19 protein-coding genes and 1 pseudogene are annotated in these 21,952 nt (G+C 72.2%); 6 read left to right on the top strand and 14 right to left on the bottom strand.

Annotated elements, in window-relative coordinates; genetic code table 11:
- Positions 1-675 (bottom strand): annotated as a pseudogene (locus tag SSP08S_RS61915) (protein phosphatase 2C domain-containing protein); the annotation flags it as partial.
- Between the two features lie 471 nt (positions 676-1,146).
- Here SSP08S_RS61915 and SSP08S_RS31260 point away from each other — a divergent pair.
- A complete protein-coding gene (locus SSP08S_RS31260) occupies positions 1,147-2,127 on the top strand; it encodes a helix-turn-helix transcriptional regulator (protein ID WP_026178984.1) in 981 nt (326 codons plus the stop codon).
- A 36-nt stretch (positions 2,128-2,163) separates the two neighbouring features.
- The gene (locus SSP08S_RS31255; protein WP_019071596.1) at positions 2,164-2,646 is read left to right on the top strand and encodes a DUF456 domain-containing protein; all 483 of its coding nucleotides are present in this window, start codon (positions 2,164-2,166) and stop codon (positions 2,644-2,646) included.
- Positions 2,647-2,648: 2 nt separating this feature from the next.
- Here SSP08S_RS31255 and SSP08S_RS31250 read toward each other — a convergent pair whose 3' ends face one another.
- Positions 2,649-3,881 (bottom strand): SGNH/GDSL hydrolase family protein, encoded by a 1,233-nt coding sequence (locus SSP08S_RS31250; RefSeq protein ID WP_019071595.1) that lies wholly within the window; start codon positions 3,879-3,881, stop codon positions 2,649-2,651.
- A 172-nt stretch (positions 3,882-4,053) separates the two neighbouring features.
- On the opposite strand from SSP08S_RS31250, the gene SSP08S_RS31245 reads away from it, so the two are divergent.
- Positions 4,054-4,425 carry a PPOX class F420-dependent oxidoreductase gene (locus SSP08S_RS31245; protein WP_019071594.1) on the top strand — a complete coding sequence of 124 codons (372 nt, stop codon included), beginning with the start codon at positions 4,054-4,056 and terminating at the stop codon, positions 4,423-4,425.
- Here SSP08S_RS31245 and SSP08S_RS31240 read toward each other — a convergent pair.
- The 10 genes from SSP08S_RS31240 to ribA form a co-directional block, all read right to left on the bottom strand.
- Complete coding sequence (locus SSP08S_RS31240) at positions 4,422-4,925, bottom strand: methylated-DNA--[protein]-cysteine S-methyltransferase (protein ID WP_019071593.1); 504 nt, start codon at positions 4,923-4,925, stop codon at positions 4,422-4,424. The two genes, SSP08S_RS31245 and SSP08S_RS31240, sit on opposite strands and share 4 nt — an antisense overlap.
- Positions 4,922-6,358, bottom strand: coding sequence for a bifunctional transcriptional activator/DNA repair enzyme AdaA (locus tag SSP08S_RS31235; RefSeq protein ID WP_019071592.1), 1,437 nt, complete (start codon positions 6,356-6,358; stop codon positions 4,922-4,924). Before SSP08S_RS31235 ends, SSP08S_RS31240 begins: the two co-directional genes overlap by 4 nt.
- A 97-nt stretch (positions 6,359-6,455) precedes the next feature.
- Positions 6,456-7,580: a ribosome small subunit-dependent GTPase A gene (rsgA, locus tag SSP08S_RS31230; RefSeq protein ID WP_026178982.1), complete on the bottom strand. Its 1,125-nt coding sequence runs from the start codon at positions 7,578-7,580 to the stop codon at positions 6,456-6,458.
- 239 nt (positions 7,581-7,819) lie between these two features.
- Positions 7,820-9,073, bottom strand: a complete 1,254-nt coding sequence (locus tag SSP08S_RS58300) for a flavodoxin family protein (RefSeq protein WP_019071590.1) — start codon at positions 9,071-9,073, stop codon at positions 7,820-7,822.
- Positions 9,070-10,368, bottom strand: coding sequence for an ATP-grasp domain-containing protein (locus tag SSP08S_RS31220; RefSeq protein ID WP_019071589.1), 1,299 nt, complete (start codon positions 10,366-10,368; stop codon positions 9,070-9,072). The genes SSP08S_RS58300 and SSP08S_RS31220 overlap by 4 nt, the downstream gene beginning before the upstream one ends.
- On the bottom strand, positions 10,365-11,099 hold the full coding sequence (epsC, locus tag SSP08S_RS56220; RefSeq protein ID WP_019071588.1) for a serine O-acetyltransferase EpsC: 735 nt from the start codon (positions 11,097-11,099) through the stop codon (positions 10,365-10,367). The genes SSP08S_RS31220 and epsC overlap by 4 nt, the downstream gene beginning before the upstream one ends.
- 3 nt (positions 11,100-11,102) lie before the next feature.
- Entirely contained in the window at positions 11,103-12,158 is a 1,056-nt protein-coding gene (locus SSP08S_RS56215) for a pyridoxal-phosphate dependent enzyme (protein ID WP_019071587.1), read from the bottom strand.
- Entirely contained in the window at positions 12,155-13,144 is a 990-nt protein-coding gene (locus SSP08S_RS31205; RefSeq protein ID WP_019071586.1) for a formylglycine-generating enzyme family protein, read from the bottom strand. The genes SSP08S_RS56215 and SSP08S_RS31205 overlap by 4 nt, the downstream gene beginning before the upstream one ends.
- Positions 13,134-14,834, bottom strand: coding sequence for a WD40 repeat domain-containing protein (locus SSP08S_RS31200; protein ID WP_019071585.1), 1,701 nt, complete (start codon positions 14,832-14,834; stop codon positions 13,134-13,136). The genes SSP08S_RS31205 and SSP08S_RS31200 overlap by 11 nt, the downstream gene beginning before the upstream one ends.
- Positions 14,831-15,586: a GTP cyclohydrolase II RibA gene (gene ribA / locus SSP08S_RS31195; protein ID WP_019071584.1), complete on the bottom strand. Its 756-nt coding sequence runs from the start codon at positions 15,584-15,586 to the stop codon at positions 14,831-14,833. The genes SSP08S_RS31200 and ribA overlap by 4 nt, the downstream gene beginning before the upstream one ends.
- 288 nt (positions 15,587-15,874) lie before the next feature.
- Here ribA and SSP08S_RS31190 point away from each other — a divergent pair, with 288 nt between their 5' ends.
- The 3 genes from SSP08S_RS31190 to SSP08S_RS31180 are packed head-to-tail and all read left to right on the top strand — an operon-like array spanning position 15,875 to position 19,531.
- Positions 15,875-16,768, top strand: coding sequence for an FAD binding domain-containing protein (locus SSP08S_RS31190; protein WP_019071583.1), 894 nt, complete (start codon positions 15,875-15,877; stop codon positions 16,766-16,768).
- Positions 16,731-17,282: a (2Fe-2S)-binding protein gene (locus SSP08S_RS63665; protein ID WP_019071582.1), complete on the top strand. Its 552-nt coding sequence runs from the start codon at positions 16,731-16,733 to the stop codon at positions 17,280-17,282. Before SSP08S_RS31190 ends, SSP08S_RS63665 begins: the two co-directional genes overlap by 38 nt.
- On the top strand, positions 17,279-19,531 hold the full coding sequence (locus tag SSP08S_RS31180; RefSeq protein WP_019071581.1) for a xanthine dehydrogenase family protein molybdopterin-binding subunit: 2,253 nt from the start codon (positions 17,279-17,281) through the stop codon (positions 19,529-19,531). The genes SSP08S_RS63665 and SSP08S_RS31180 overlap by 4 nt, the downstream gene beginning before the upstream one ends.
- Here SSP08S_RS31180 and SSP08S_RS31175 read toward each other — a convergent pair.
- On the bottom strand, positions 19,522-20,670 hold the full coding sequence (locus SSP08S_RS31175; protein ID WP_019071580.1) for a GNAT family N-acetyltransferase: 1,149 nt from the start codon (positions 20,668-20,670) through the stop codon (positions 19,522-19,524). The two genes, SSP08S_RS31180 and SSP08S_RS31175, sit on opposite strands and share 10 nt — an antisense overlap.
- Positions 20,667-21,788 carry a helix-turn-helix transcriptional regulator gene (locus SSP08S_RS63095; protein WP_019071579.1) on the bottom strand — a complete coding sequence of 374 codons (1,122 nt, stop codon included), beginning with the start codon at positions 21,786-21,788 and terminating at the stop codon, positions 20,667-20,669. Before SSP08S_RS63095 ends, SSP08S_RS31175 begins: the two co-directional genes overlap by 4 nt.
- Positions 21,789-21,952: the final 164 nt, after the last annotated feature.

The following is a 21,952-nucleotide window of genomic DNA, read 5'->3' as shown; positions in this document are numbered from 1 at the left end:
GGTGAGGGCGGCCGGGGGCGGCGGGTAGGCGGGCGCGGTGGGAGGCGCGTCCCCTCGGAGGGGCTGCGGGGTGGGCGGTACGGGGTTGATCGGTGCGGGGCTGATCGGTGGCGGCGGTGGCGGGAACGGCGCCGCGCCGAAGGGCGGGGCCGTGCCGACGCCGTGCCCGGCCGGAGACGGCGAGCTGTCGTCGCGCGGGGCCGGGGCCGGGGCCGCCGGACGGTGACCCGGCGCCTCGGGGTCCGCCGTGCCGCCCCGGAGGGAACCGGTGGCACCAGCGGCACCGGCACGCGGTGCCGGAACCCCTGAGCCGGGCACCGGACGCGGACCCTCGCCCATAGTCCCCGGCACCGGACGCGCACCCGCGTCCACAGGCCCAGGCGCTGGACGCACACCCTCGCCCACGGTCCGCGACACCGGGCTCGCGCCCTCGTCCACGGCCCTGGGCACCGGCCGCGGACCATCGTCCGCAGCCCCTGGGACCGGACGCACACCGCCATCCGCAGCCCCCGGCACCGCACGCGCGCCCTCGTCCACGGTCCCGGCCGCCGAGGCGAACCGGTCCTCCAGGGAGTCGGCCGCGGCCGTGGGCCCCGTGTCGTCGGTGGAGTCGTCGTACAGCTGGCCCCACCAGTCGTCCTCGTGACCGGGCGGCTTTCCCCCCTGCTGGCTCATGCCCCTAATTGTCCACCGCGCGGGCCGGATGAAAACGGGGCGTCGGGAAAATCCGGTGCGCGCCCCTTCTCGAACGGCGTGTCGGATGACGTCCCGAACACCCGTACGCCACAAGGCGATACGGCACGACGCAGAGCCGCCGGACGGTTCCACCCCCCACGGGAGAACCGCCCGGCGACCACCGAGTGACCGGATCCCGTCGCGGATCCGGTCCGTCCTGGCCCGAGTGTGGCTTGCCTTCCTGAAGGCCCGCTGTGATGCGCGCCCGACTCCCCTATGACTTACGACGGGCGCGAATCCGCAGGCCGAACAAGCCCAATCCAGGCATTGCGGACGGCTGTTGGTGCCTCGGTGGCGCAACCTTGTCAGAGTGGCCGGTGGTACGGCGATGATGTGCGGAGGCGGGTTCGCGCCGTGGCCGGTTTCCGCCACGGCCCGCGCGGTTGGGTCTTCGGGGAGGGGCGGAACCTGATGCTGGGAGCGATAGGCCTGGACGAGGCGCACGAGTCGGCGTACCGGGCTCTGGTGTCCGTCGGTGCCGCCGACGTGCCCGATCTCGCCCGCCGGCTGACCATCGGGGAGTACGACACCGAGCGCGCCCTGCGCCGCCTGGAACTGCACGGGCTCGCCGCCCAGTCGACGGCCCGCCCCGGCCGCTGGGTCGCCGCCCCGCCCGGAGTGGCCCTCGGCGCCCTGCTCACCCAGCAGCGCCACGAACTGGAGAAGGCCGAACTGGCCGCCGCGCTGCTCGCCGAGGAGTACCGGGCGGCCGCCGCCGAGACCGCCGCACACGATCTGGTGGAGGTGGTGACCGGGGCCGCGGCCGTCACCCGGCGCTTCCTCCAGCTCCAGCTCGGCGCGAGCGACGAGGTGTGCGCGCTGGTCACCGGGAACCCGGTCGCCGTCACCGGCATGGAGAACGACGCGGAGGAACAGGCCGCCGGACGCGGGGTCCGCTACCGGGTCGTCCTCGAACGCGCGGTGCTCGACCTGCCGGACGGCCGCACCGAACTGGCCGCCGCGCTCGGCCGCGGCGAGGAGGTGCGGGTGGTGGACAGGGTGCCGACCAAGCTGGTGGTCGCCGACCGGACCCTCGCCCTTGTACCGCTGACTTCACACACCGCCGAACCCGCCGCGCTGGTCGTGCACGCGAGCGGTCTGCTGGAACTGCTCTGCGGGCTGTTCGAGTCGGTCTGGCGGGACGCCCACCCGTTGCGCCTGGGCGCGTCCGGCGCCGCCGAGCAGGAGCCGGACGGCCCCGACGGCACCGACCTGGAGGTGCTGTCCCTGCTGCTGGCCGGGCTGACCGACGCGAGCGTGGCGAAACAGCTGGACCTGGGCCTCAGGACGGTCCAGCGCCGGGTGAAGCGGCTGATGGAGCTGACCGGGGTGACGACCCGGCTGCAACTGGGCTGGCACGCCTACGAACGGGGCTGGGTGACCCGTTACTGACCTGCGGTTTCCCCCGGGATCCCGCAGGCTGGGCAGATGGGAGTGGCTGAACTCCTGCTGGTCGGCGTCGTCATCCTGCTCGGCCTGTGCGGAGTCCTGGTGCCCGGAGTTCCGGGGTCGTGGCTGGTGTGGGCCGCGGTCCTGTGGTGGGCACTGAAGGATCCGCAGCCGGTCTCCTGGGGCGTCCTAGTCGGCGCCACGGCCGCCCTCCTCCTCTCCCAGGTGGTGCGCTGGTGGCTGCCGCCCCGCCGCCTCCGGGCGAGCGGCGCGACCCCCCGGATGGCCGTGTACGCGGGGACCGGCGCGCTGCTGGGCTTCCTGCTCCTGCCCGTGCTCGGCGCGATCCCCGGCTTCATGGCGGGCGTCTACGTCCACGAACGCCTGCGGCTGGGCCGGCACGCAGAGGCCATGGCCTCCCTGCGGACGGCGATGCGCTCGGGCGGCTCCAGCGTGCTGACCGAACTGTTCACCTGCCTGCTGATCGCGGGGGCGTGGCTGGGCGCCACGATCTGGGGCTGACGCTACGGCGTCCAGGGGGTCAACGGTGCCAGCGTGGTGAGGTCGACCGTGTCGGCGAGTGCGCGCATGCCGGCGTCGTTGAAGTGGAGGTGGTCGCCGGAGTCGTAGGCGGGCCGGATCCGCTGCGGCTGCTCCGGGTCGCGGACGGCCGCGTCGAAGTCGACGACCGCGTCGAAGAGCCCGCCGGCCCCGGCCCGGACGAAGGCGTTGACCGCCTGCCGTACGGCCTCCCGCGCGGCCGTGTACGCGCCGTTGCCGCCGTACGGCGTGAGGGTCGCGCCGACGACGCGGATGCCGTGGGCGTGGGCGCGGGTCACGAGGGTGCGGTAGGCGGTCTCGAAGGCGTCGGGGTCGGTGGCGTTCGGGGTGCCCTTGATGTCGTTGATGCCCTCCATGACGATCAGCACCCGCACGCCCGACCGCGACAGGGCGTCCGCGTCGAGCCGGGCCAGGGCGCTCGGCCCGGTGTCGTCGCGCAGCAGGCGGTTGCCGGAGATCCCGGCGTTGAGGACGCCGAGGCGGCGGTACGACGGCAGTTCGGCGAGGCGTTCGGCGAGCCGGTCGGGCCAGCGGTGGTTGGTGTCGCGGGTGGAGCCGTTGCCGTCGGTGAGGGAGTCGCCGAAGGCCACGACACTGCCGGCCGCCGGGGCGTCGAGGACGTCGACGCCGGTGACGTAGTACCAGGAGGTGGTGGTCGTGGTGTACGCGGCGCCGTCGCTGTCGGCCGCCCAATTGCCGCCCGGGGTGCGGTAGTTGGTCTGCCCGGCGGCGCGGTGGTAGGTCGCCGGGCCGGAGTCGTCGGGGGTGTGGACCGTGACCAGCAGGTCCGCCGCGTCGGGTACGGCGAGCGGGACGGCGTCGGTGACCAGGTCCTCGCCGGCCGGGATCGTGACCGTGCCGGCGCCGTTGAAGGTGGCGGTGCGCATCGAGCCGGGCACGGCGTTTGGACCGGTCCCGCGGAGGGCGACGGTCACCGTGTCGAGGCGGAGGGGGGCGGTGCCGAGCCGGTTGGTGAGCCGGACGCGGACGGCGTCGCCGCCGACGCTGAGATGCACGACGTTGCGGAAGGAGGCGCCGGGATGGGCCGTGGTGGTCCCGGAGGGGGCCGCCTCCCAGCTGCCGGTCCAGGTGTCGAGGGGTTCGCGCGCCGGGGCCCCGGCCGCCGTGCCCTGCCCGGCCCCCGCCCCCAACACCACTACCAGCAGTGCCACACCGATCCGTCCGGCCCCGACCATGAGCGCTCCGCCTCTCCCCGCCGATCACGAGGAGGCGACCGTGGCACGCGGAGCGGGGCGGACGGCGGAGCATCACCGGTGGCCGCGGCCGTATCCGCCTGTCCGGAGTAGGACGGAAGTCCTGGTCCCTGAAGCCGATGCGGTGGGCGGGCAGGCGTGTTTGGCTGCGGGCATGACCGAATTCACCGAGGCCGAGCGCGCGTACCTCAAGTCGCAGCGGCTGGGGCGACTGGCCACCGTCGACCCCCAGGGACAGCCGCAGGCGAATCCCGTCGGCTTCTTCCCGCAGGACGACGGGACGATCCTGGTCGGCGGGTACGCGATGGGTACGACGAAGAAGTGGCGCAACCTGCGGGCGAACCCGAAGGTCGCGCTGGTCGTGGACGACATCGTCAGCGTCAGGCCGTGGAAGGTACGCGGCATCGACATCCGCGGCGAGGCCGAACTCCTCGTCGGCCCGCACGAGTTGGGGCCGCACATGAGCGAGGAGGTGATCCGCATTCGTCCTCGGCGGATCCACAGCTGGGGCCTGGAGGCCGACTAGTTCGAGGAGTCCGACGGGTCCAACACGTCTTCCAGGGTGAGGAGTTGGACCTTGCGGTCCAGTCCGCCCGCGTAGCCCGTCAGGGATCCGTCGGCGCCGATCACGCGGTGGCAGGGGCGGACGACCAACAGCGGGTTGGCGCCGATCGCCCCGCCCACGGCCCGCACGGCGGCCCGGGACGCGCCGATCCGGGCGGCGATCTCGCCGTACGTCGTCGTCGCACCGTACGGAACGGAGTCGAGCGCACTCCACACCCGCTCGCGGAAGTCCGTGCCGGAGGTGTGGAACTCCAGCTGGAATTCCTTGAGTTCACCGGCGAAGTAGGCGGCGAGCTGCTCGCCGGCCGTACGGAAGGGGCCGGGGTCCCGCCGCCACTCCGGCTGGACGGTACGGCCGCCCTTCTGACCGGGGACGGAGAGGGAGGTGAGGGCGCCGCTGTCGTCGGCGGTGAGAAGCAACTGCCCCAAGGGGCTCTCGAAATGCGTCCAGCGGATGGTCACGGCAACTCCAACTCCCCTGCTGCGAGCAGGTGTTGTACGGCGTAGGAACGCCAGGGGCGCCAGGCGTCCGGGATGTCGGCACCGGGCGGTGCCACGTCGGGGTCGCCGAGGGCGCGGGCTCGGACGACGGCGACCGTCGCGGCGTCCATACCGGGCAGCGCGAGCAGGGCGGCTTGAGCGTCGTCGCGGTCGGCGCCGACGTCGAGGCGTACGGTGCCGTCGGCGAGGGCGGTGACCAGGCCGCCCAGCGGATCGCCGGGCAGGGCCTCCGCCAGCACGGACGGTTCGGGGAAGAGGTGGGTGAGGCTGCCGGACGGGGCGTCCAGCGTCCTGCCGTAGCGCCGTACCAGCCGCTCGGACTCCGCCCTCCCGACCAGCGCGCGTACGGCCAGTTCCTCCGGATCGGCGGCGCCCGGTGAGCGGAGGCCCGGCCGGGCGGCGACGAGCGGGCCGAGCCGGGGGTCGGCGCCGAGCCGCTCGTCGACGGCGTACGGGTCGGCGTCGAGGTCGAGGAGGCGTCGTAGCCGCTGTACTGCGGTGGTCAGGTCGCGGTGGTCGGTGAGGTGGAGGCGGGCGTCGAGCCAACCGCCGGTGTGGGGGCGGCCCTTGAGGGTGCCGGGGCGTTCGTCGACGGCGACGATCCCGGTGCCGTAGGGGAGGCTGAGGGTGCGGCGGTAGGTGCGGCGGCCGGGGGTGCCGGTGACTTCCTCGATGCCGGGGACGGCCTCGCGTTGCAGCAGGTCGAAGACGGCGGCGGACTGGTACGGGCCGCGGTGCGCGAGCCGCAGGGGGATTCCGGCGGACGGTTCGGCGGCGGGGTCGGCCCCGTTGGCCGGTGTCCTGTCCAGCTCTTTCGCCGGCGACTTGGCCGGTGGCTGGGGCGCGCTGGTGCGCAGTTCGCTGGGGGTCGAGGCGTACACGGCGCGGATCGTGTCGTTGAACTGGCGCACGCTGGCGAAGCCGGACGCGAACGCGATCTCCGTGATCGGCAGGTCGGTGGTCTGTACGAGGACGCGTGCGGTGTGCGCCCGTTGGGCCCGGGCGAGGGCGACGGGACCGGCGCCGAGTTCGGCGGTGAGCTGCCGCTGGACCTGCCGTGCGCTGTATCCGAGCCGTACGGCAAGCCCGGCGACGCCCTCGCGGTCCACCACTCCGTCGCCGATCAGCCGCATGGCGCGGCCCACGACATCGGCGCGCACGTTCCACTCGGCCGACCCCGGCACGGCGTCCGGACGGCACCGCCGGCAGGCCCGGAACCCCGAGCCCTGCGCGGCGGCGGCCGTCATGAAGAACCGCACATTGCGCCGCTTCGGCGTCACGGCCGGGCAGCTGGGCCGGCAGTAGATCCCGGTGGTCGCGACGCCGAAGAAGAACTCACCGTCGAACCGGGCGTCCCGGCTCCGTACGGCCTCGTACCTGCTGTCTTCGTCCATCACGCCGTCCAGTCTCCGCCATCCCCGGGGGTGGGGCTGGCGGAAATCGGACGCGGCGTTGACGTGGCGTCGGAGCGGGCCGAAGTGGACCGGTCCGCTAGGCCCAGCGCCCGCGCTTCGCCTCCATGGCCGCCTTCCCCTCCGCCCCCTTCCGCTTCCAGTCGCGGCGCAGCTCGGTCCTGAGCCGGGCGTCGGTCTTGGCGACGATCCACTGGTTCTCGCGCATGAGCTTGCGGTAGCTGTCGAGCCGGCGTACGGGCAGCTCGCCCGACTCGACTGCGGTGAGCACCGCGCACCCCGGTTCGGCGATGTGGGCGCAGTCCTGGAAGCGGCACCGCCCCGCCAGTTCCTCGATCTCGGCGAACACCTGCCCGACCCCGGTCCCCGCGTCCCACAGTCCGACACCGCGCAGCCCCGGGGTGTCGATCAGGACACCGCCGCCGGGCAGTACGAGCAGGTTGCGCGTGGTGGTCGTATGACGGCCCTTGCCGTCCACGTCACGCGTCGCCCGCACATCCATCACGTCCTCGCCGAGCAACGCGTTCGCGAGCGTCGACTTGCCCGCACCCGACTGGCCGAGCAGCACGGACGTACCACCGGCGGCGACCGCGGCGAGCACGTCGATCCCCGCCCCCGTCGTGGCACTGACACTCAGCACCGGCACACCCGGCGCCGTGGTCTCCACGTCCTGGACGAGATACGACAACGTCACCGCGTCCGGCACGAGGTCGGCCTTGGTCAGCACGACGAGGGGCTGGGCACCGGACTCCCAGGCGAGCGCGAGGAACCGTTCGATACGACCCAGGTCGAGATCCCCGGTCAGCGGTACGGCGACGATCGCGTGGTCGACATTGGCCGCGAGGATCTGCCCCTCGGACCGCTTGGAAGAGGTGGACCGCACGAACGCGGTACGACGCGGCAGCAACGTCCGCACATAACGCGGATCGCCACCCTCGGGATCGACGGCGACCCAGTCCCCCGTGCACACGACCTTCATCGGGTCGCGGGGGACGACGAACTCGGTGTCGGCACGGACCGTGCCGGCCGGAGTGACGACGTCGCACAGGCCGCGATCGACCCGCACGACACGACCGGGCAGCAAAGCCTGCCCGGCGAACGGGGCGAACTCGGCCTCCCACTCCGCGTCCCAGCCGTACGGCTGCAACGGATGCACGGAAGAGGGCGACGACGAGAACGAACCCGGGAGAGAAGAGAAAGACAAGGGGTGACCCTTCACAAGGGTGGCCCCGGCACCGCGCACACAGACGCGGGAAAACGAGAGAGGTCAGCCGGCGGCCACGGGAGTGGACTTGACGAACTTCCGGATGCGGGCAGCGCCCGTCACAGAGACAGCCATCGGTCACACCTCCCCAAGCACAAGCCAAGTCACCGGCGGCAACACACGGTTGCCGCTCGAACAGCACCGACCCTAAAAGACGCGCGGGCCGTGACGCCACCGAATTACGGGACACCCACAGCGAGCACGTCGTGAGGTGTGCGCGGTGGGGTGGCCAGTGCGGCCGTGGCGATGGCGAAGCGGCGGCCCTGGTAGTGGGCCGCCGCGGCGGCGCTCTGCTCGGACGGGCCGTTGCCGGCGTGGTGGAGCGTGCCGTACGGGTTGCCGCCGGCGGCGTTCACGACGGGGTCGGTGTAGCCGGGGGCCAGGACGACCGCATCCCACTGGTGCATCGCCGTGTACGCGGACAGCAGCGTGGATTCGCCGCCCGCGTGCGCGTTCAGGGTCGTGCCGAACGCCGTCACGGCCTTGCCCCGGTAGCCGGGACCCGGCAGTTCGCGTTGGGTCCGCTCGACGAAGGCGGCCAGCGGAGAGGGGAGCACGCCGGTGCGGGACCGCATCCCCCAGGCAATTCCGTCCGCCCATTCCACATCGGCCGGCGTCGCCTCGTCTCCGTCCGCGTGACGGAGCCCGGTCTCGTCGCCGTCCACCTGCCGGAGCCTGATCTCGGCGCCCTCCTCGGCGGCGCCGAGGGCCAGCGCGTCCGCGAGTCCGCGGAGTCTGCGGTCGCCCTGCTGGAACACGATCAGAAGCCGCTGGGCGCCACCGGCACGAGGGCGCGACGGCCGGGCCCGGGAAGGGCGGAGAGGGCGGACGCGGGCGGCCAGGCCGGTCATCCTCGCGCCGAGGGTCCGTGCCGCCGCCTCGGCCGATGGGCTGATCCTGCCTTGTGGGTCGGCGCACACGGAGAGGCCGTAGGGGTTGCCGCCGGTGTCGTGCCAGTCGTCGGCGGAGGCCTCCGGGGCGCCGCCGGACGTGACCAGCGCGCCCCAGTGGTACATGGTGCGGTGCAGGCTGAGCAGTGTGCCCTCCTGGCCACCGTTGAGGCTCGTCGAGCTGGTCAGGGCGGAGACCGCGAGATTGGCCAGACTGCCCGCGGACCACAGGCCGGCCGGGCCGGTGGAGTCGATGAACTCCTTGAGCGGCACGGACACGTTGCCGTAGTGCGTCGGTGTGCCCCACACGACGGCGTCCGCCCACACCAGGTCGGCGAGGTCCGCCGGTTCCGCTCCCGGACCGCCGGCCTCTTCGCGGACGCTGCGCAGTCGGACGCTCGCGCCCGCGGCCTCGGCACCGGACGCCACCGCGGCCGCCAGGGAGCGCACCGTGCCCTTCCGGGAGTGGTAGATGACCGCGACGTTCGCTCCGGTCGGGGCACGACCGTTCGGGTCACGGCCGGTCGGGTCGCCACCGTTCACGGCGCGACGACGATCTCGACGTCCTCGGCGGCGCGCTCGGCCACCGGGTGGATGTCCGTGCCGAGGGGCGCGTCGACGATCACCGACACCGAGCGCTCGCCGGAGTCGACGATGGCGCTCAGCCGGTCGCCCGGCTCCCTGGCCGTCAGCACGGCACAGCAGCGCGGCCCGGCGTCGGGACCGGTGGGCACGAGATCGGGCCAGCGCTCACCGGAGGTCGTCCAGCTCACCTCGGTGCCCTTGCTGCGGACATCGACCAGGACCCCGTACGGGTGGTCGAGGAACAGATGCCGGACCCGGCGGCCGGGCCGCGGGTAGCGGGTGGGCCGGCCCAGGGCGATGTCGACAAGGCGCTCCTCCATCGAACTGCCGGTCGCCAGTCCCCACAGCGCGGCGATGCCGTCTCCCGGGATGCGGAACGCCACCTCCATCAGGACCACCCGTTCGTCGGTGACGCGGTACTCGGCGTGCGCGATGCCGTCACGGAAGTCGAGCCGGCGCAGCACCTCGGCATGCACCCGGGACAGCTCGGCGAACTGCGAGGGTGACGACTCGGGCGCCGGCACGGTGTGCCCGATCTCCACGAAGGTCGACCCGTTGGCCTCGTTGGTGAGCTTCTCGGTGATGCCCGACCAGACGGGCTCACCGTTCTGGACCAGGCTCTCCACCGAGTACTCGGGGCCGACCACCCGCTCCTCGACCAGCAGGGTCTCGTGCTCGGGATAGCCGGCGACCACCTCGGCCAGCCCGTCGACCGAGCTCAGCTCCCGTACCCCGGAGCTGCTCATCCGGCTGACCGGCTTCAGCACGACAGGGCCCGGCCAGTCCTCCGCGGACAGGCTCAGACCGTCGCGCTGTTCGGGATGGATCGCCTGCCACCTCGGCGAGACGTCGGGCAGCGCGGTGCGCTGGAACATCTTGTTGCGGCTGATGGCGGCGGCCGGCCAGCCCGACCCGGGCAGACCGAGCAGATGGGTCAGCGCACCGGCCGCCTCGACGTAGTACTCGCCGCACGAGAGGGCTCCGCGTACGTCGTAGCGCCGCAGCAGCGGCTGCACTCCGGCGATGGTGCTCGCCGGTGACGGATCCGTGACCGGGCAGAGGTCGCCCAGTGCGGACAGCGGATGTCCGGGGTCCGCCATGAGCTCGCGGAGCCGCTCCTCGTCCCCGCCCCGGGTGAACAGCAGGACGGGAGTCACCCCCAACTCCTTTGCGTACTCGACGAGTCGGAGGTTGCGGATGATCATCTTGAGCGAGGTCATGATGATGAGGGCAGGCTCCTGCACCGTGGTCACTTCTCCTTCTCCGGCTCTCCTGTCGAGGTGACGAGCCGGCCACCGTTCTGATGTACGCCGGTCGGGTTCACGCCGTTCTGGCCGGCGCTGCCTTGACCGGCACCGTCCTGGGCGACGCCGTCCTGGCCGGCACCGTTCTGGCCGGCGCCGTTCTGGCCGGCGCCGTTCTGGCTGACGGCGCCATTGCGTCCGCCCGGCACGATGACCTCACTGCGCTTCGCGACGACGACCGTGCCGGCCGGCACATCGTCCGTGACGAACGCCTGCGCACCGATCCGGGCGTCGTCGCCGACCCGCAGCGGTCCCAGCAGTACCGAGTTCGCGCCGATCACTACCCGCGAACCCACCTCGGGATGCCGCCGCTGGCCCGGCGGCCGCCGTTTGTCGCGCCACCACCCCAGCGCGCCGAGCGTCACCTGGTGGTACAGCGTGACATCGTCGCCGATCACCGCCGTCTCGCCGATCACCGTGCCGCAGCCGTGGTCGATGAACAGCCTTCTGCCGATCCGCGCACCGGGATGGATCTCGATGCCGCCGGACAGCAGCCGACCGGTCAGGAAGATCAGTCTGGCCAGCAGCCGGTGGTCGCTGCGGTACGCGACGTGGGAGACGCGGTGCGCCCACAGTGCGATGAGGTGCGGCGACAGGATCGCCTCCGCCGTGGAGGAGACCGCGGGGTCGCGCTCGACGACCACCGCGATGTCCTCACGGATGCGCGCGAAGCGCTTCATCGCTCACCGCCCCAGTTCCGACCACTGCTCGGGGTTCCCGGCACACGCGAACACCGTGACCACCACGGCGTCGGGGGGCAGTTCGGCGGCGACCTCCTTGGCCGCCAGCCAGTTCGCCGCCGCCGAGCTGCCGATCCGCAGTCCCGTCAGGTCGAAGAACTCCCCCATGCCCCGCAGTGCCCGGGGAAGCGTCACATGACGGTGGCCCTCGACCAGGTCGTCGTGTGCTTTCACGAACGGCTGCCGGATGCCGTATCCGTGGCCGCCCGATCCCTCGTACGTCGGCTTTCCGCCGGGGCGTCCCGGGTTCGCGTACGGAGCTTCCTGCGGTGTCACACCGATCGCGCGGATGTCCGGGAACCTGCCGAGCAGCGCCCGCAGTACGCCGACGAAGGTGCCGCCGCTGCCGATGGAGGCGAGCCAGGCGGCCGGGCGGGCGTCGCCCAGGTCGGAGAGGATCTCGCCGCCGGTGGTCCGCTGGTGGATGGCGACATTGACCGGGTTGTTGTGCTGGAAGACCAGGGTCCAGTCCGGTTCGGCCGCGGCAATGCGCTGGGAGGCCCTGATGGTCTGGAGGAAACCGCCCTCGGCGGGCACCAGATCCACCTCGGCCCCCCGCTCACGGAGCTTTTCGAGCAGGCTGGGCGGGCTGCTCGACATCAGCACGAAGCGGGTCCGTACGCCGGTCCGCTGACCGAGCAAGGACATCGCCGAGGCGAGCTTCCCACCCGAGTACACCAGCAGGCGCAGTTCCTCGGGCGGCCGGTCGCCGTGGGTACGGAGCGCGTCGGCCATCAGGGCGTAGGCCGTGCGGTCCTTCACCGAGCCGTTGGGGTTCTCCCATTCGCACTTGGCGAGAATCCGCGCCCCACCCGGCTCGGAGGGCACCTCACGCAGCGAGGTGCCGCCGAGCCGTGCGTGGAAGTCGGCCATCGCCGGATACCGCTTGTGGACGTCGGCGAAGTCCAGCACGTCCTCGGGCTCGAGCGCGGTGAACGGCCGCTGCAACTGGTCGTCCGGGGGCGCGGTGGGATCGGTGTTGGTCGACGGGACCGTCATGGGCGCTCCACCAATCGGAAGCCGATCGCATAGATCGAGCGGTTGAACCAGCCGTGTCTGCGGGCGCACCGGGTGAGGTCTCCGAAGCGGGTGAAGCTGCCTCCTCGTGCGATGCGATAACTGCCCTGCCGGGTGAACAGGTCGTCGTCGACCGACTCCCCGCCTTCGTAGGGACGGTAGTCGTCGGCGACGTACTCCTCGACGTTTCCGGCCATGTCCTCAGCGCCGAACGGGGTCCGGCCGGCCGGGTAGACGCCGACCGGAGTGGTGGTCAGCGGGCCCTCCTCGACGGTGTTGGCGTGGTCGCCGCGGAAGTCGCCCGGCCACGGGAACTCCCGGCCGTCGCCGCCGCCTGCCGCGTACTCCCACTCCGCCTCGGTCGGCAGCGCGAAGTGGCGGCCGGTACGCGCCGACAGCCACTCGGCGTACCCGTCGGCGTCCTCGGGCCGTACCGTCCACACCGGATGGTTGGCCCGGGTCAGGGGGTATCCGCCGAACCGCCACGACGTGGGGAGGGCCGTGGCGCCGGTGTCGGCGAGGAAGGCCCGGTACTCCAGGTTGGTCACCGGGTAGCGCATGATCCGGAAGGCGTCGATGTCCACCCGGTGGCGCGGGCACTCCTTGCGGATCCAGGAGTCCACCACTCCGACGCGCGCCCAGCGCGCCACCACGGACGCCACCTCGTCCTCGGGGAGGCCGAGTTCGGCCTTTCCGGCCGGTACGTCGACCAGCTCCGGATCGTCGGTACGGATGCGCGGGTCGCCGCGCAGTCCGAGCACGCTGCCGGCCGCGTAACGGCGCTCGAAGGTCTCCGCGGGATCGGCGCAGACAGCGGCGAGCCGTTCGACGGGAGCGGTGAAGAGGTCGGGGTGCCCGGCGAAGAGGTCGTGCGGCAGGCGCTCGACCAGTCGGCCGGGCAGGCCCATGGCGTCCCGGTCGGAGAGCTCGTTGGGGTTGTGGACCGCGGGGAGTGCGTCAGCGCTCATCCGGCGCCCCCGGTATCTCGTAGACCCGGCCGTCGTAGGAGCTCGCCAGGAAGACGCCGCGTCCGGTGTCGTACGACAGCGAGGAGATTCCGGAGGTCGTCGGCCGCAGGGTCGGCCCCCAGGTGCCGCGTTCGCGGTCGAAGACGGCGACCTGGCCGTGGTAGGAGCCGGTCGCGATCATGCGGCCGGTGCCGTCCGCGGCGACGCACTTGATCGAGTGCGAGTGCGGGGTGTCGATCGTCTCGCAGCTGAAGTCCGGTGCCCACAGGCGGAGTTTGAGGTCGCGGCCGATGCTGGCGAAGTGGCCGCCGGACAGCGCGACGCAGCCGTTGGCGATCCGGTCGTGGGCGCCGTCCAGGCGGTGGACGAGTTCGAGGGTCCGGATGTCGTGCCAGGCCACGCTGGTGTCGGCGCACACCGAGAAGATGTGGTCGTCGGAGGCGGCGACGCCCTTGACGGCGTTGTCGTGCAGCTTGACGTCCTCGAGGTGACGGAGCCCGCCGTCCTCCGTCAGGCGGAAGACGAGCCCCTCGCCCGTGTAGGCGCCGACGACGAGGTGCGGGACGCCGTCCCGGACGAAGGGGGCGGCACAGTTGAGCGGGGACTTGTGCTGGTGCAGCACGCGTCCGCCGAGCGCGTCCATGACCTTGCCGAGCTGGCCGCTGGTGACGACCAGGGGGCCCACCGGTGTCAGGAAGTTGCAGAGGCTGCCCAGTTCGGTGACGGGCACGCCGTCGCGCATGACGATGCCGGCGTCGCCGACGCCGAGGACACCGCCCTCGTACGCGCAGGCGGCGTTCAGCCCGAGGGTGGGGGCGACCTCGGAGGGCAGCCACTGCCGGGAGCCGTAGTCGTAGGTGCGGTAGGTGGTGCCGAAGGTGCCGAACACCAGCGTCTGCCGGGCGCCGAAGGCGCAGGAGCGCGGCCAGACGTCGGCGGGGATGTCGGCCTTGTCCACCTGGGTGAGCTCGCCGCCGGAGGTGTCCCACAGGAGCATGTTCCGGTCGTAGCTGAGGCTCACCATCAGCTCGCGCGAGCTGTCCAGCACCAGTCGTTTGATGCCGGCGGCGTGGGCGGGCACGGCGTGCGAGTCGGTACCCCGGACGACCACGATCTCGCCGTCGTCGTTGCCGGCGTAGAGGGTGCCGTCGGTGCCGATGGAGATGGTGTCGGTCTCGACTCCGCCGAGGTCGATCGTGGCGACGAGGCCGCCGGTCGCCAGCGACCAGCGCCGTACCGTGCCGTCGTCGCTGGAGCTGATCAACTCGTCGCCGTCACCGGCCCATTCGACGGAGATCACGTCGGCGGTGTGCCCGTCGAAGCGGTGCACGAGGTTTCCGTCGAAGTCGTACACCCTGACCCCGTGGTCGCGGGACGCGGTCGCGACGAGTTCCCGGCCGGGGTGGAAGGTGGACATCTCGACGTCGTCGTCGTGGTCGTTGAGCACGGCGCGCAGCCGCAGGTCCGGTATCGACCACAGGCGCGCGGTGTAGTCGCTGGAGGACGTCACCAGCAGGGTGCCGTCGGGGCTGAAGCTGCACTGGTTGGCCAGGTGGTCGTGGACGACGCGGGTGAGGGCGTTCGCCCCTGCCTGGTCCCAGAGGATGACCTGGTTGTCGTAGCCGGCGGTCGCCACGTACCGGTCGCCGTAGGTCGCGATGCCGCTGATGGGACTCTTGTGCTCGATCACTTCGCGCTCCTGACGTCATCGACGTTGATCTCGTGGCCGGCGTGGTCGATCTTCGCCATCAGATAGCCGCGGTTGGCCTGCGTCACATGCACGCCCGTGGACAATCTGCGCCGCACCACGATGCCGCGCTCCCTCAGCCCCGCGGCCTTGGCGGGGTTGTTGGTGAGCATGTCGACCTGGTGCGTGCCGAGCGCCGCCAGCATCTGGGCGGCGACCCGGTAGTCGCGCAGGTCGTCGCCGAAGTTCAGCGCGCGGTTGGCGGCGAAGGTGTCCATGCCGACGTCCTGCAGCAGATAGGCCTCCAGCTTGTTGTAGAGGCCTATCCCGCGGCCCTCCTGGCGCAGATAGAGCAGCAGTCCGCCGCCGGCCCCCAACAGGTCCATGGACTCCCGGAGTTGGGGCCCGCAGTCGCAGCGCGCCGAGCCCAGGACATCGCCGGTGAGGCATTCCGAGTGCACCCGTACCAGCGGGCAGTCCTGCTTCAGCGCATCGCCGAACACCACCGCGACGTGTTCGCCCTGATCGGCCAGTCCGTGGAAGGAGACGACCTCGGCCGGCACGAACCGGTCCGGCCCGAGCTGGAGTGGGATCGACACGGAGGAGCGGATCCGGGCCGGTGGCAGCGGCTCGTCCGGTGCGCGGACCGGCCGGGTCTCCGGGCCCGGGTCCGCGTCGATGTCCGTTTCCGTGTCGGTTTCTGTGTCGGTTTCGGCGTGTATGGCCTCGTTGCGTTGACGCACCTCTGCCCCCATCGTCAGTACTTCTCGGGAGGGCACCGGTGGGAACTCCCTGCGCCGGCAGTCCGCGCGCCCCGTCACCGTGCCCGGCTCACCCGCATCGGGGCATGAGCCACTCTGTATCGGCTCGCCCACCTCGGAATCCTGGCACCCGGGGCGCCGGACGGGCCACTACGCGATCGTGTAGCGGGGCTACTCGAAGGGTCCAGCTCCGTACCGTCCTTGAATTCGGCCGAACCCGCCGTGCAGAGTGAGGGCCGTCCGGTGACGGACCCGGTGGTGCCGTGACTCCAGGGGGAATACGTGCAGGTGCTACGGCCGCAGAGCTGGCACGAGGCGCTGGCCGCACGCTCCGAACTGCCCGGCGCCACACCCGTCGCCGGCGGCACGGACGTGATGGTGGCGATGAAGCTGCGGCACTTCAGACCCGAGGTGCTGCTCGACCTGAGCAGGGTCTCCGGCTCGGAGCGGTACCGCATCGGGCCGGACTCGGTCCACTGCGGGCCCCGCGTGTGCCACACCACGGTCGCCGAGCGGCTGCACCGCCAGCTGCCGGGTCTCGCCCTGGCCGCCGGCTCCGTCGGGTCACGCCAGGTGCGCAACCGGGGCACGATCGGCGGCAATCTCGGCACGGCCTCCCCGGCGGGCGATCTGCATCCGATGCTGCTGGCCGCGGGCGCCGACGTCGAGCTGAGTTCGGTGCGGGGCAGCCGGTGGGTGCCCGCCGACGGCTTCTACCGCGACGGGGGCGGGACCGTCCTCGGCGCGGACGAGCTGATCACGGCCGTACGGGTGCCGCTGGCAGCCGGACCGCAGCGGTTCCAGAAGATCGGCCGCCGGCAGGGGCTGGTGAAGTCGCTGTGCTCCTTCGCCCTCACCCTCGACCGCGGGCAGCGCAGGATCCGCGCGGCCGTGGGCGCCTACGGGGCAGCTCCGGTTCGGCTCCTCGCCGCCGAGCAACTGATCGAAGAATCAAGGGTGTTGTACGGCGCCGGGACGCTTCCGGCGGCTCTCGTCGCCGAGTTCGGCCGACTCGCCGCCACCGCCACCACCCCGGTCGAGGAGGGCGCCGAGGCCGGCTACCGGCGCCGGGCCCTCGCCGTACTCGCCGCCCGAAACCTCACCCAGGCCTGGGCCATGTTCCTCGCGGAAGGACACGATGGACATCACCGTGACGGTCAACGGCAAGACCCATGACCGCCTCGACGACGAGGACGGGCCAGGTGAGAGCCTGCTCTTCCTGCTGCGCGAGCGGCTCGGTCTGATCGGCCCGAAGAACGCCTGCGAACAGGGCGAATGCGGCTCCTGCGCGGTCTGGCTCGACGGCGTCCTGGTCAACTCGTGCCTGGTCCTCTCGGCCCAGGCCGACGGCTGCTCGGTGCGGACCGTGGAGGGCCTGGCCTCCGACACGGCCGGACCGCTCGAAACGTCCGGCGCCTCACGGGTGCCCGGAACCTCCGGCGCGCTGCACCCCGTACAGCAGGCGTTCCTCGACACGGGCGCGGTCCAGTGCGGCTTCTGCACCCCGGGCATGGTGGTGACGGCCACGGACCTGCTGGAACGGCTGCCCCGTCCCTCCGACGCGGAGGTGCGCCGGGAGATGGCCGGAAACCTCTGCCGCTGCACGGGCTACCAGCAGATCGTCGAGGCGGTCCTGCTCGCGGCCGAGCGCATGGCCGGCCCGGCCTCCCCGGAGGTGGGGCGGCCGTGACCGCGCAGGGCATCGGCACCAGTCCGGCCCGGACGGACGGGCCGGCCAAGGTGAGCGGGACCTTCGTCTACTCCTCCGACCTGTCCGCCGAGGACATGGTGTGGGCCGCGACCCTGCGCAGCCCGCACCCGAGCGCGCTGATCCGCTCCATCGACACGACGGCCGCACTGAAGTTCCCCGGAGTGCTCGACGTCATCACCCACGCCGACATCCCGGGCCGCAAGCTGTTCGGCCAGATGAAGGTCGACCAGCCCGTGCTCGCGGAGGACCGGGTGCGCCACCACGGCGAGGCGGTGGCGGTCGTCGCGGCCGTCGACCTGGAGACGGCACGGGCGGCGGCCGGACTGGTCCACGTCGACTACGACGTCCGGCCACCGGTCACCGACGCCGCCACGGCACTCGACGCGGCCTCCGACCCCGTGCACCCGGACGGCAACCTGGTCGCGCACACCCGCATCCGGCGCGGCGCCGCACAGTCCGGGGAACTGCCCGCCGCCGATGTCGTGGTCCGCGGCAGTTACTCCCTCGGCATGCAGGACCAGGCCTTCCTGGGCACGGAGTCCGGCCTCGCGGTCCCCACCGGTGACGGCGGCGTCGAACTCCACATCGCCACCCAGTGGTTGCACGTCGACCAGGAACAGGTGGCCCTCTGCCTCGGTCTGCCCCCGGACAAGGTGGTGCTGAAACACGCGGGCGTGGGCGGCGCGTTCGGCGCGCGCGAGGATCTGTCGCTGCATGTGCACGCCTGTCTGCTGGCGCTGCGCCTGAACCGTCCGGTCAAGATGGTCTACACGCGCACGGAGTCGTTCTTCGGCCATGTCCACCGCCATCCCGCAGAGCTGCACTACGAGCACGGCGCCACCTCCGACGGCAGGCTGCTGTACGTCAGGGCCGACATCGTCCTGGACGGCGGGGCCTACGCGTCCAGTTCACCGGCGATAGCGGGCAACGCGGCGACCCACGCCGTCGGCCCCTACGCCGTTCCCCATGTCCAGGTGGACGCCCGCGCCGTGTACACGAACAATCCGCCCTGTGGCGCGATGCGCGGATTCGGCACCGTACAGCCGTGTTTCGCCTACGAGAGCCAGATGGACCGGCTCGCCGCGGCACTCGGCATGCATCCGGTGGAGTTCCGGCAGCGCAACGCGCTGCGGGAGGGCGCGAGCCTGCCGACCGGCCAGGTCCTCGACAGCCCGGCGCCGGTCGCCGAACTGCTGGAACGGCTGCGCGGGCTGCCGCTGCCCGCCGCCGACCCCGCACAGCCCGCCCATGTGGCCCGCGGTGTCGGCTACGCGGCCTGTCTGAAGAACATCGGTTTCTCGGAGGGGTTCGACGACTACTCGACGGCCCGCGTACGGCTCGAGGTCGTCGACGGGGCGCTGCTGGCCACGGTCTCCTCGGCGGCGGCCGAGGTCGGGCAGGGGGTCGTCGGCATCCAGCGCCAGATCGTCGCCACCGAACTGGGCGTCCACCGGATCGAGGTCCGCCAGGAGGACTCCAGGTTCGGCACGGCCGGCCCCAGCTCGGCCTCCCGGCAGACGTACGTCACCGGTGGCGCGGTCCGGGAGGCCTGCCGCCGGGTCCGTGCGGACGTCCTCGCCCTCCTTCACGAGTCCGGTGCCGAACTCCCGTCACCGTCCTGGCAGTTGCACGAGGGTGCGGTCGTCGACGACGCGGGCCGGCCGGTGGCCCGGCTGGCCGCTCTGCTCGGCGGCCGGGTGATCGAGCGGACCGCGGAGTTCCACCACCGCAAGACCTTCCCCCTGGACCCGGAGACCGGGCAGGGGAACTCCAGCATGCAGTTCGGCTTCGCCGCGCACCGGGCCGTCGTGGAGGTCGACCGGGAGCTGGGCCTGGTGAAGGTGATCGACCTCGCCATCGCGCAGGACGTCGGCAGGGCGATCAACCCGGAGGCCGTCGCCGGCCAGCTCCGGGGCGGCACCGTCCAGGGCGTCGGTCTGGCGCTGCTGGAGGAGATCGAGCTGGACGGCGGGCGGGTGCTCAATCCGTCGTTCGCCGGCTATCTGCTGCCCACGATGGCGGACGTGCCGCCGGTGCGGGTGGAGATCCTGGAGCGGGCCGATCCGCATGCGCCGTACGGTCTGCGCGGGATAGGCGAGCTGCCGTCGATCTCGGCGACACCCGCCGTGGCCGCGGCGGTCAGGGCCGCCACCGGGATCGACCTCGACCGGGTCCCGATCCGCCCCGACCACCTCCTGGCCGGCCTGCCGGACCCCGCTCAGCAGTAGGGCTCCCAGAGTTCGTCCTCCAGGGCGCCGGCGACCGCGGGAGAGGAGTCCCGCAGCCGGGTCAGCAGGGACCGGTTGTGCTGCCGGATCTCCTCGTCGTATCCGGCCAGCGGACTGTCCTCGGTCAGGTCGAGCAGCCACAGCGGCCGCAGCGACGCGCCGCGCAGCGCCTTGCCCTCGGCGGTCTCGGTGCCGGCGTGCAGCCGGCGCACTCCGGGGATCCGGGCCGGCATGTAGTAGGTGAGGTTGAAGTACTCGGCGGCGGAGCCGAGTCTGTCGTAGTCGAAGCCGATCGCCCGCAGGTACACGGTGTCGCCCCAGCGGTAGTACAGGCAGAACCCGATGGGCGGCTCCCCCGGGCGGGAGCACAGCACCACCTCGGCGCGCGACCCGGCGAGTTCGCCCTGTCTGCGGAAGGACTCGGCCATCGGAGCCACGTCCACGCTCCTGCCGTAGCGCAGTTCCGTGCGGGCCAGCAGCCGGGCGACGTCCTGCCAGGACTCGGCGAGCGTGCTGTGCCGCACCTCGTATCCGGCCTTCTCGAACTTCCGTACCTCGCTGCGGATCCGGCGGGCCCGGTGCGGTGACAGCGACTCCATCCAGGCATCCCAGCCGCCGGGCGGTATCTCGATCCAGGCGTCGGTCTTCAGCGCCACCGGCGCGGTCCGCACCCCCGCCTCGCGCAGCGCGACGACGTCCGGGGTGGTCAGGTACATCGCCACCCGGGCGATCTTCGGGTCGTCGTGCAACGGCGACCGCAGCGCGCGCACCGCGTCGAGCACCGCGGCGGCCGCCGCGGTCGGGTCATCGCCCTCGCCGGCCAGGATGTGCGCCAGGTAGCCCCGGCGCTGGCCGACGAGGATGCCCTCGGGTGCGGGGCTCGGCAGGCCGCGCGCGGTCAGGATGTCGTGCCAGCGCAGATGCGGGTTGGGCTCGTCGCGCACCGCGGCCACCGGGATCGCGGCCCGGCCGCCCCCGGAGGTGGCCGCCCGCACGCCTCCGGAGACCGACCCGGGTGCCATGGCGCACAGCCTCAGCCACAGCGCCGACGAGTAGAACCTGTCGCCGGCGAGCCGGTCCCACTCGGCGTCCGGGACTCCGCCCGTGGCGTCGGCGAAGCAGTCCGTCGTGGCGCTCATGGCGACTCCCGTAGTCTCTGCCGGACCGTGCCCGCGAGCTCGCTGCGGGACCGGATGCCGAGTGTGCCGAACATTTTCCGCAGGTGGTAACTGACCGTGTGCGGGGACCGGTTGATCCGGGTGGCGATCTGACTGTTGGTGAGACCGTGGCTGACCAGGTTGGCGATCAGCAGATCGGTCTCCCCCAGGCTGGCCGGCCAGGAGAGGTCCTTGACACGGCCGGGGGGACGGGCGGGCTCGCAGGGCAGGCCCGCCCGCATCGGTTCGGGCAGCGACTCAAGGACCGTCTGCCAGAACAGCGGTTGGGTGAAAACGAGCCGATCTCCGACGCCGCTGATGACACCGACGTCGGTGGCCTCCTCCACCGACGGCAGCAGCATCCCGGCGGGCTGCTCGAAGACTTCGGCGACCTCGCACAGGTCGAACTCCCGCCCGCTGAGCGCGGCGAGCTGGATGAACAGCCGGCAGCGCGGCGAGACCTCGGCCAGCAGCAACCGGACCGTCCGGCGCACCCGTTCGGGCAGGCCGGTGGAGGTCACTTCGACCATCCCGTCGACGACGGCGAGAGAGTTCTCCTCGCGTAGACCCTGCAGCAGCTCGACGAGCAGCCGGGCGTTGCCGTTCGCGGTGGCGGCGAGTGCGGCGAGCCTGGGGGAGGCGGGCGCGCCGAGCAGGGCGGTGACGAGTGCCTGCATGGTGTTTTCGGACAACGGGCCCAGGCTCACCCGGGTGTTGGGCAGCGAGGCTTCGCTGGGTGGCAGCGCGAAGACCCGCTCCACCTCGGGACCGCCGCGACCGGTCCGCCGGGCCAGCGCCCACACGACGGGCGCCGACGTGAACTCGGCGACGAGCGGGGGCAGCGCGGACGGCAGCTCTTCGTCGAGCTTGTGCAGATCGTCGACAGCGACCAGGACGGGCGTCCCGCGGTCCTCCTGCGCGAGCCAGATCCGCAGCAGGGCCGGGACCGTGACGACATGGGCGGGCGGGATCCGGAAGCCCCGGTCCCGGGCCTCGTCCACCAGGGCGGTCAGCAGATGGCTCTTCCCGATCCCTGAAGGGCCCTCCACCAAAAGGAGCGAGCCCGCTCCCCGTTCCCCCGTCGTCAGGATGCGTTCCACCGGCGTTCGTCGTTCTTGTGACATGGCCGAACATAACCGTGCCTGCATGGTTGCAGAACCATTCCCTTCGCGACTTCAAGTAATCTATTGTTAACACACAAGTGCCGTGTTGCCCGAGGTAGTTGACCGGATATTTGAGACTGACCACGGTTCGCACGGGAACG

The organism is Streptomyces hokutonensis, assembly GCF_000376565.1.
GTDB classification, from domain to species: domain Bacteria; phylum Actinomycetota; class Actinomycetes; order Streptomycetales; family Streptomycetaceae; genus Streptomyces; species Streptomyces hokutonensis.
The sequence above is the reverse complement of the archived record's forward strand: the minus strand, read 5'-3'. Positions and strand labels throughout refer to the sequence as shown.

What these genes read in the sequence shown, in the direction of transcription:
- SSP08S_RS31205 (WP_019071586.1), bottom strand. Translation starts at nt 13,144, where the DNA reads ATGAGCGCTGACGCACTCCCCGCGGTCCACAACCCCAACGAGCTCTCC.
- epsC (WP_019071588.1), bottom strand. Translation starts at nt 11,099, where the DNA reads ATGAAGCGCTTCGCGCGCATCCGTGAGGACATCGCGGTGGTCGTCGAG.
- SSP08S_RS63665 (WP_019071582.1), top strand. Translation starts at nt 16,731, where the DNA reads ATGGACATCACCGTGACGGTCAACGGCAAGACCCATGACCGCCTCGAC.
- SSP08S_RS31250 (WP_019071595.1), bottom strand. Translation starts at nt 3,881, where the DNA reads ATGGTCGGGGCCGGACGGATCGGTGTGGCACTGCTGGTAGTGGTGTTG.
- SSP08S_RS56215 (WP_019071587.1), bottom strand. Translation starts at nt 12,158, where the DNA reads ATGACGGTCCCGTCGACCAACACCGATCCCACCGCGCCCCCGGACGAC.
- SSP08S_RS31255 (WP_019071596.1), top strand. Translation starts at nt 2,164, where the DNA reads ATGGGAGTGGCTGAACTCCTGCTGGTCGGCGTCGTCATCCTGCTCGGC.
- SSP08S_RS31245 (WP_019071594.1), top strand. Translation starts at nt 4,054, where the DNA reads ATGACCGAATTCACCGAGGCCGAGCGCGCGTACCTCAAGTCGCAGCGG.
- SSP08S_RS31235 (WP_019071592.1), bottom strand. Translation starts at nt 6,358, where the DNA reads ATGGACGAAGACAGCAGGTACGAGGCCGTACGGAGCCGGGACGCCCGG.
- SSP08S_RS31175 (WP_019071580.1), bottom strand. Translation starts at nt 20,670, where the DNA reads ATGAGCGCCACGACGGACTGCTTCGCCGACGCCACGGGCGGAGTCCCG.
- ribA (WP_019071584.1), bottom strand. Translation starts at nt 15,586, where the DNA reads ATGGGGGCAGAGGTGCGTCAACGCAACGAGGCCATACACGCCGAAACC.
- SSP08S_RS31260 (WP_026178984.1), top strand. Translation starts at nt 1,147, where the DNA reads ATGCTGGGAGCGATAGGCCTGGACGAGGCGCACGAGTCGGCGTACCGG.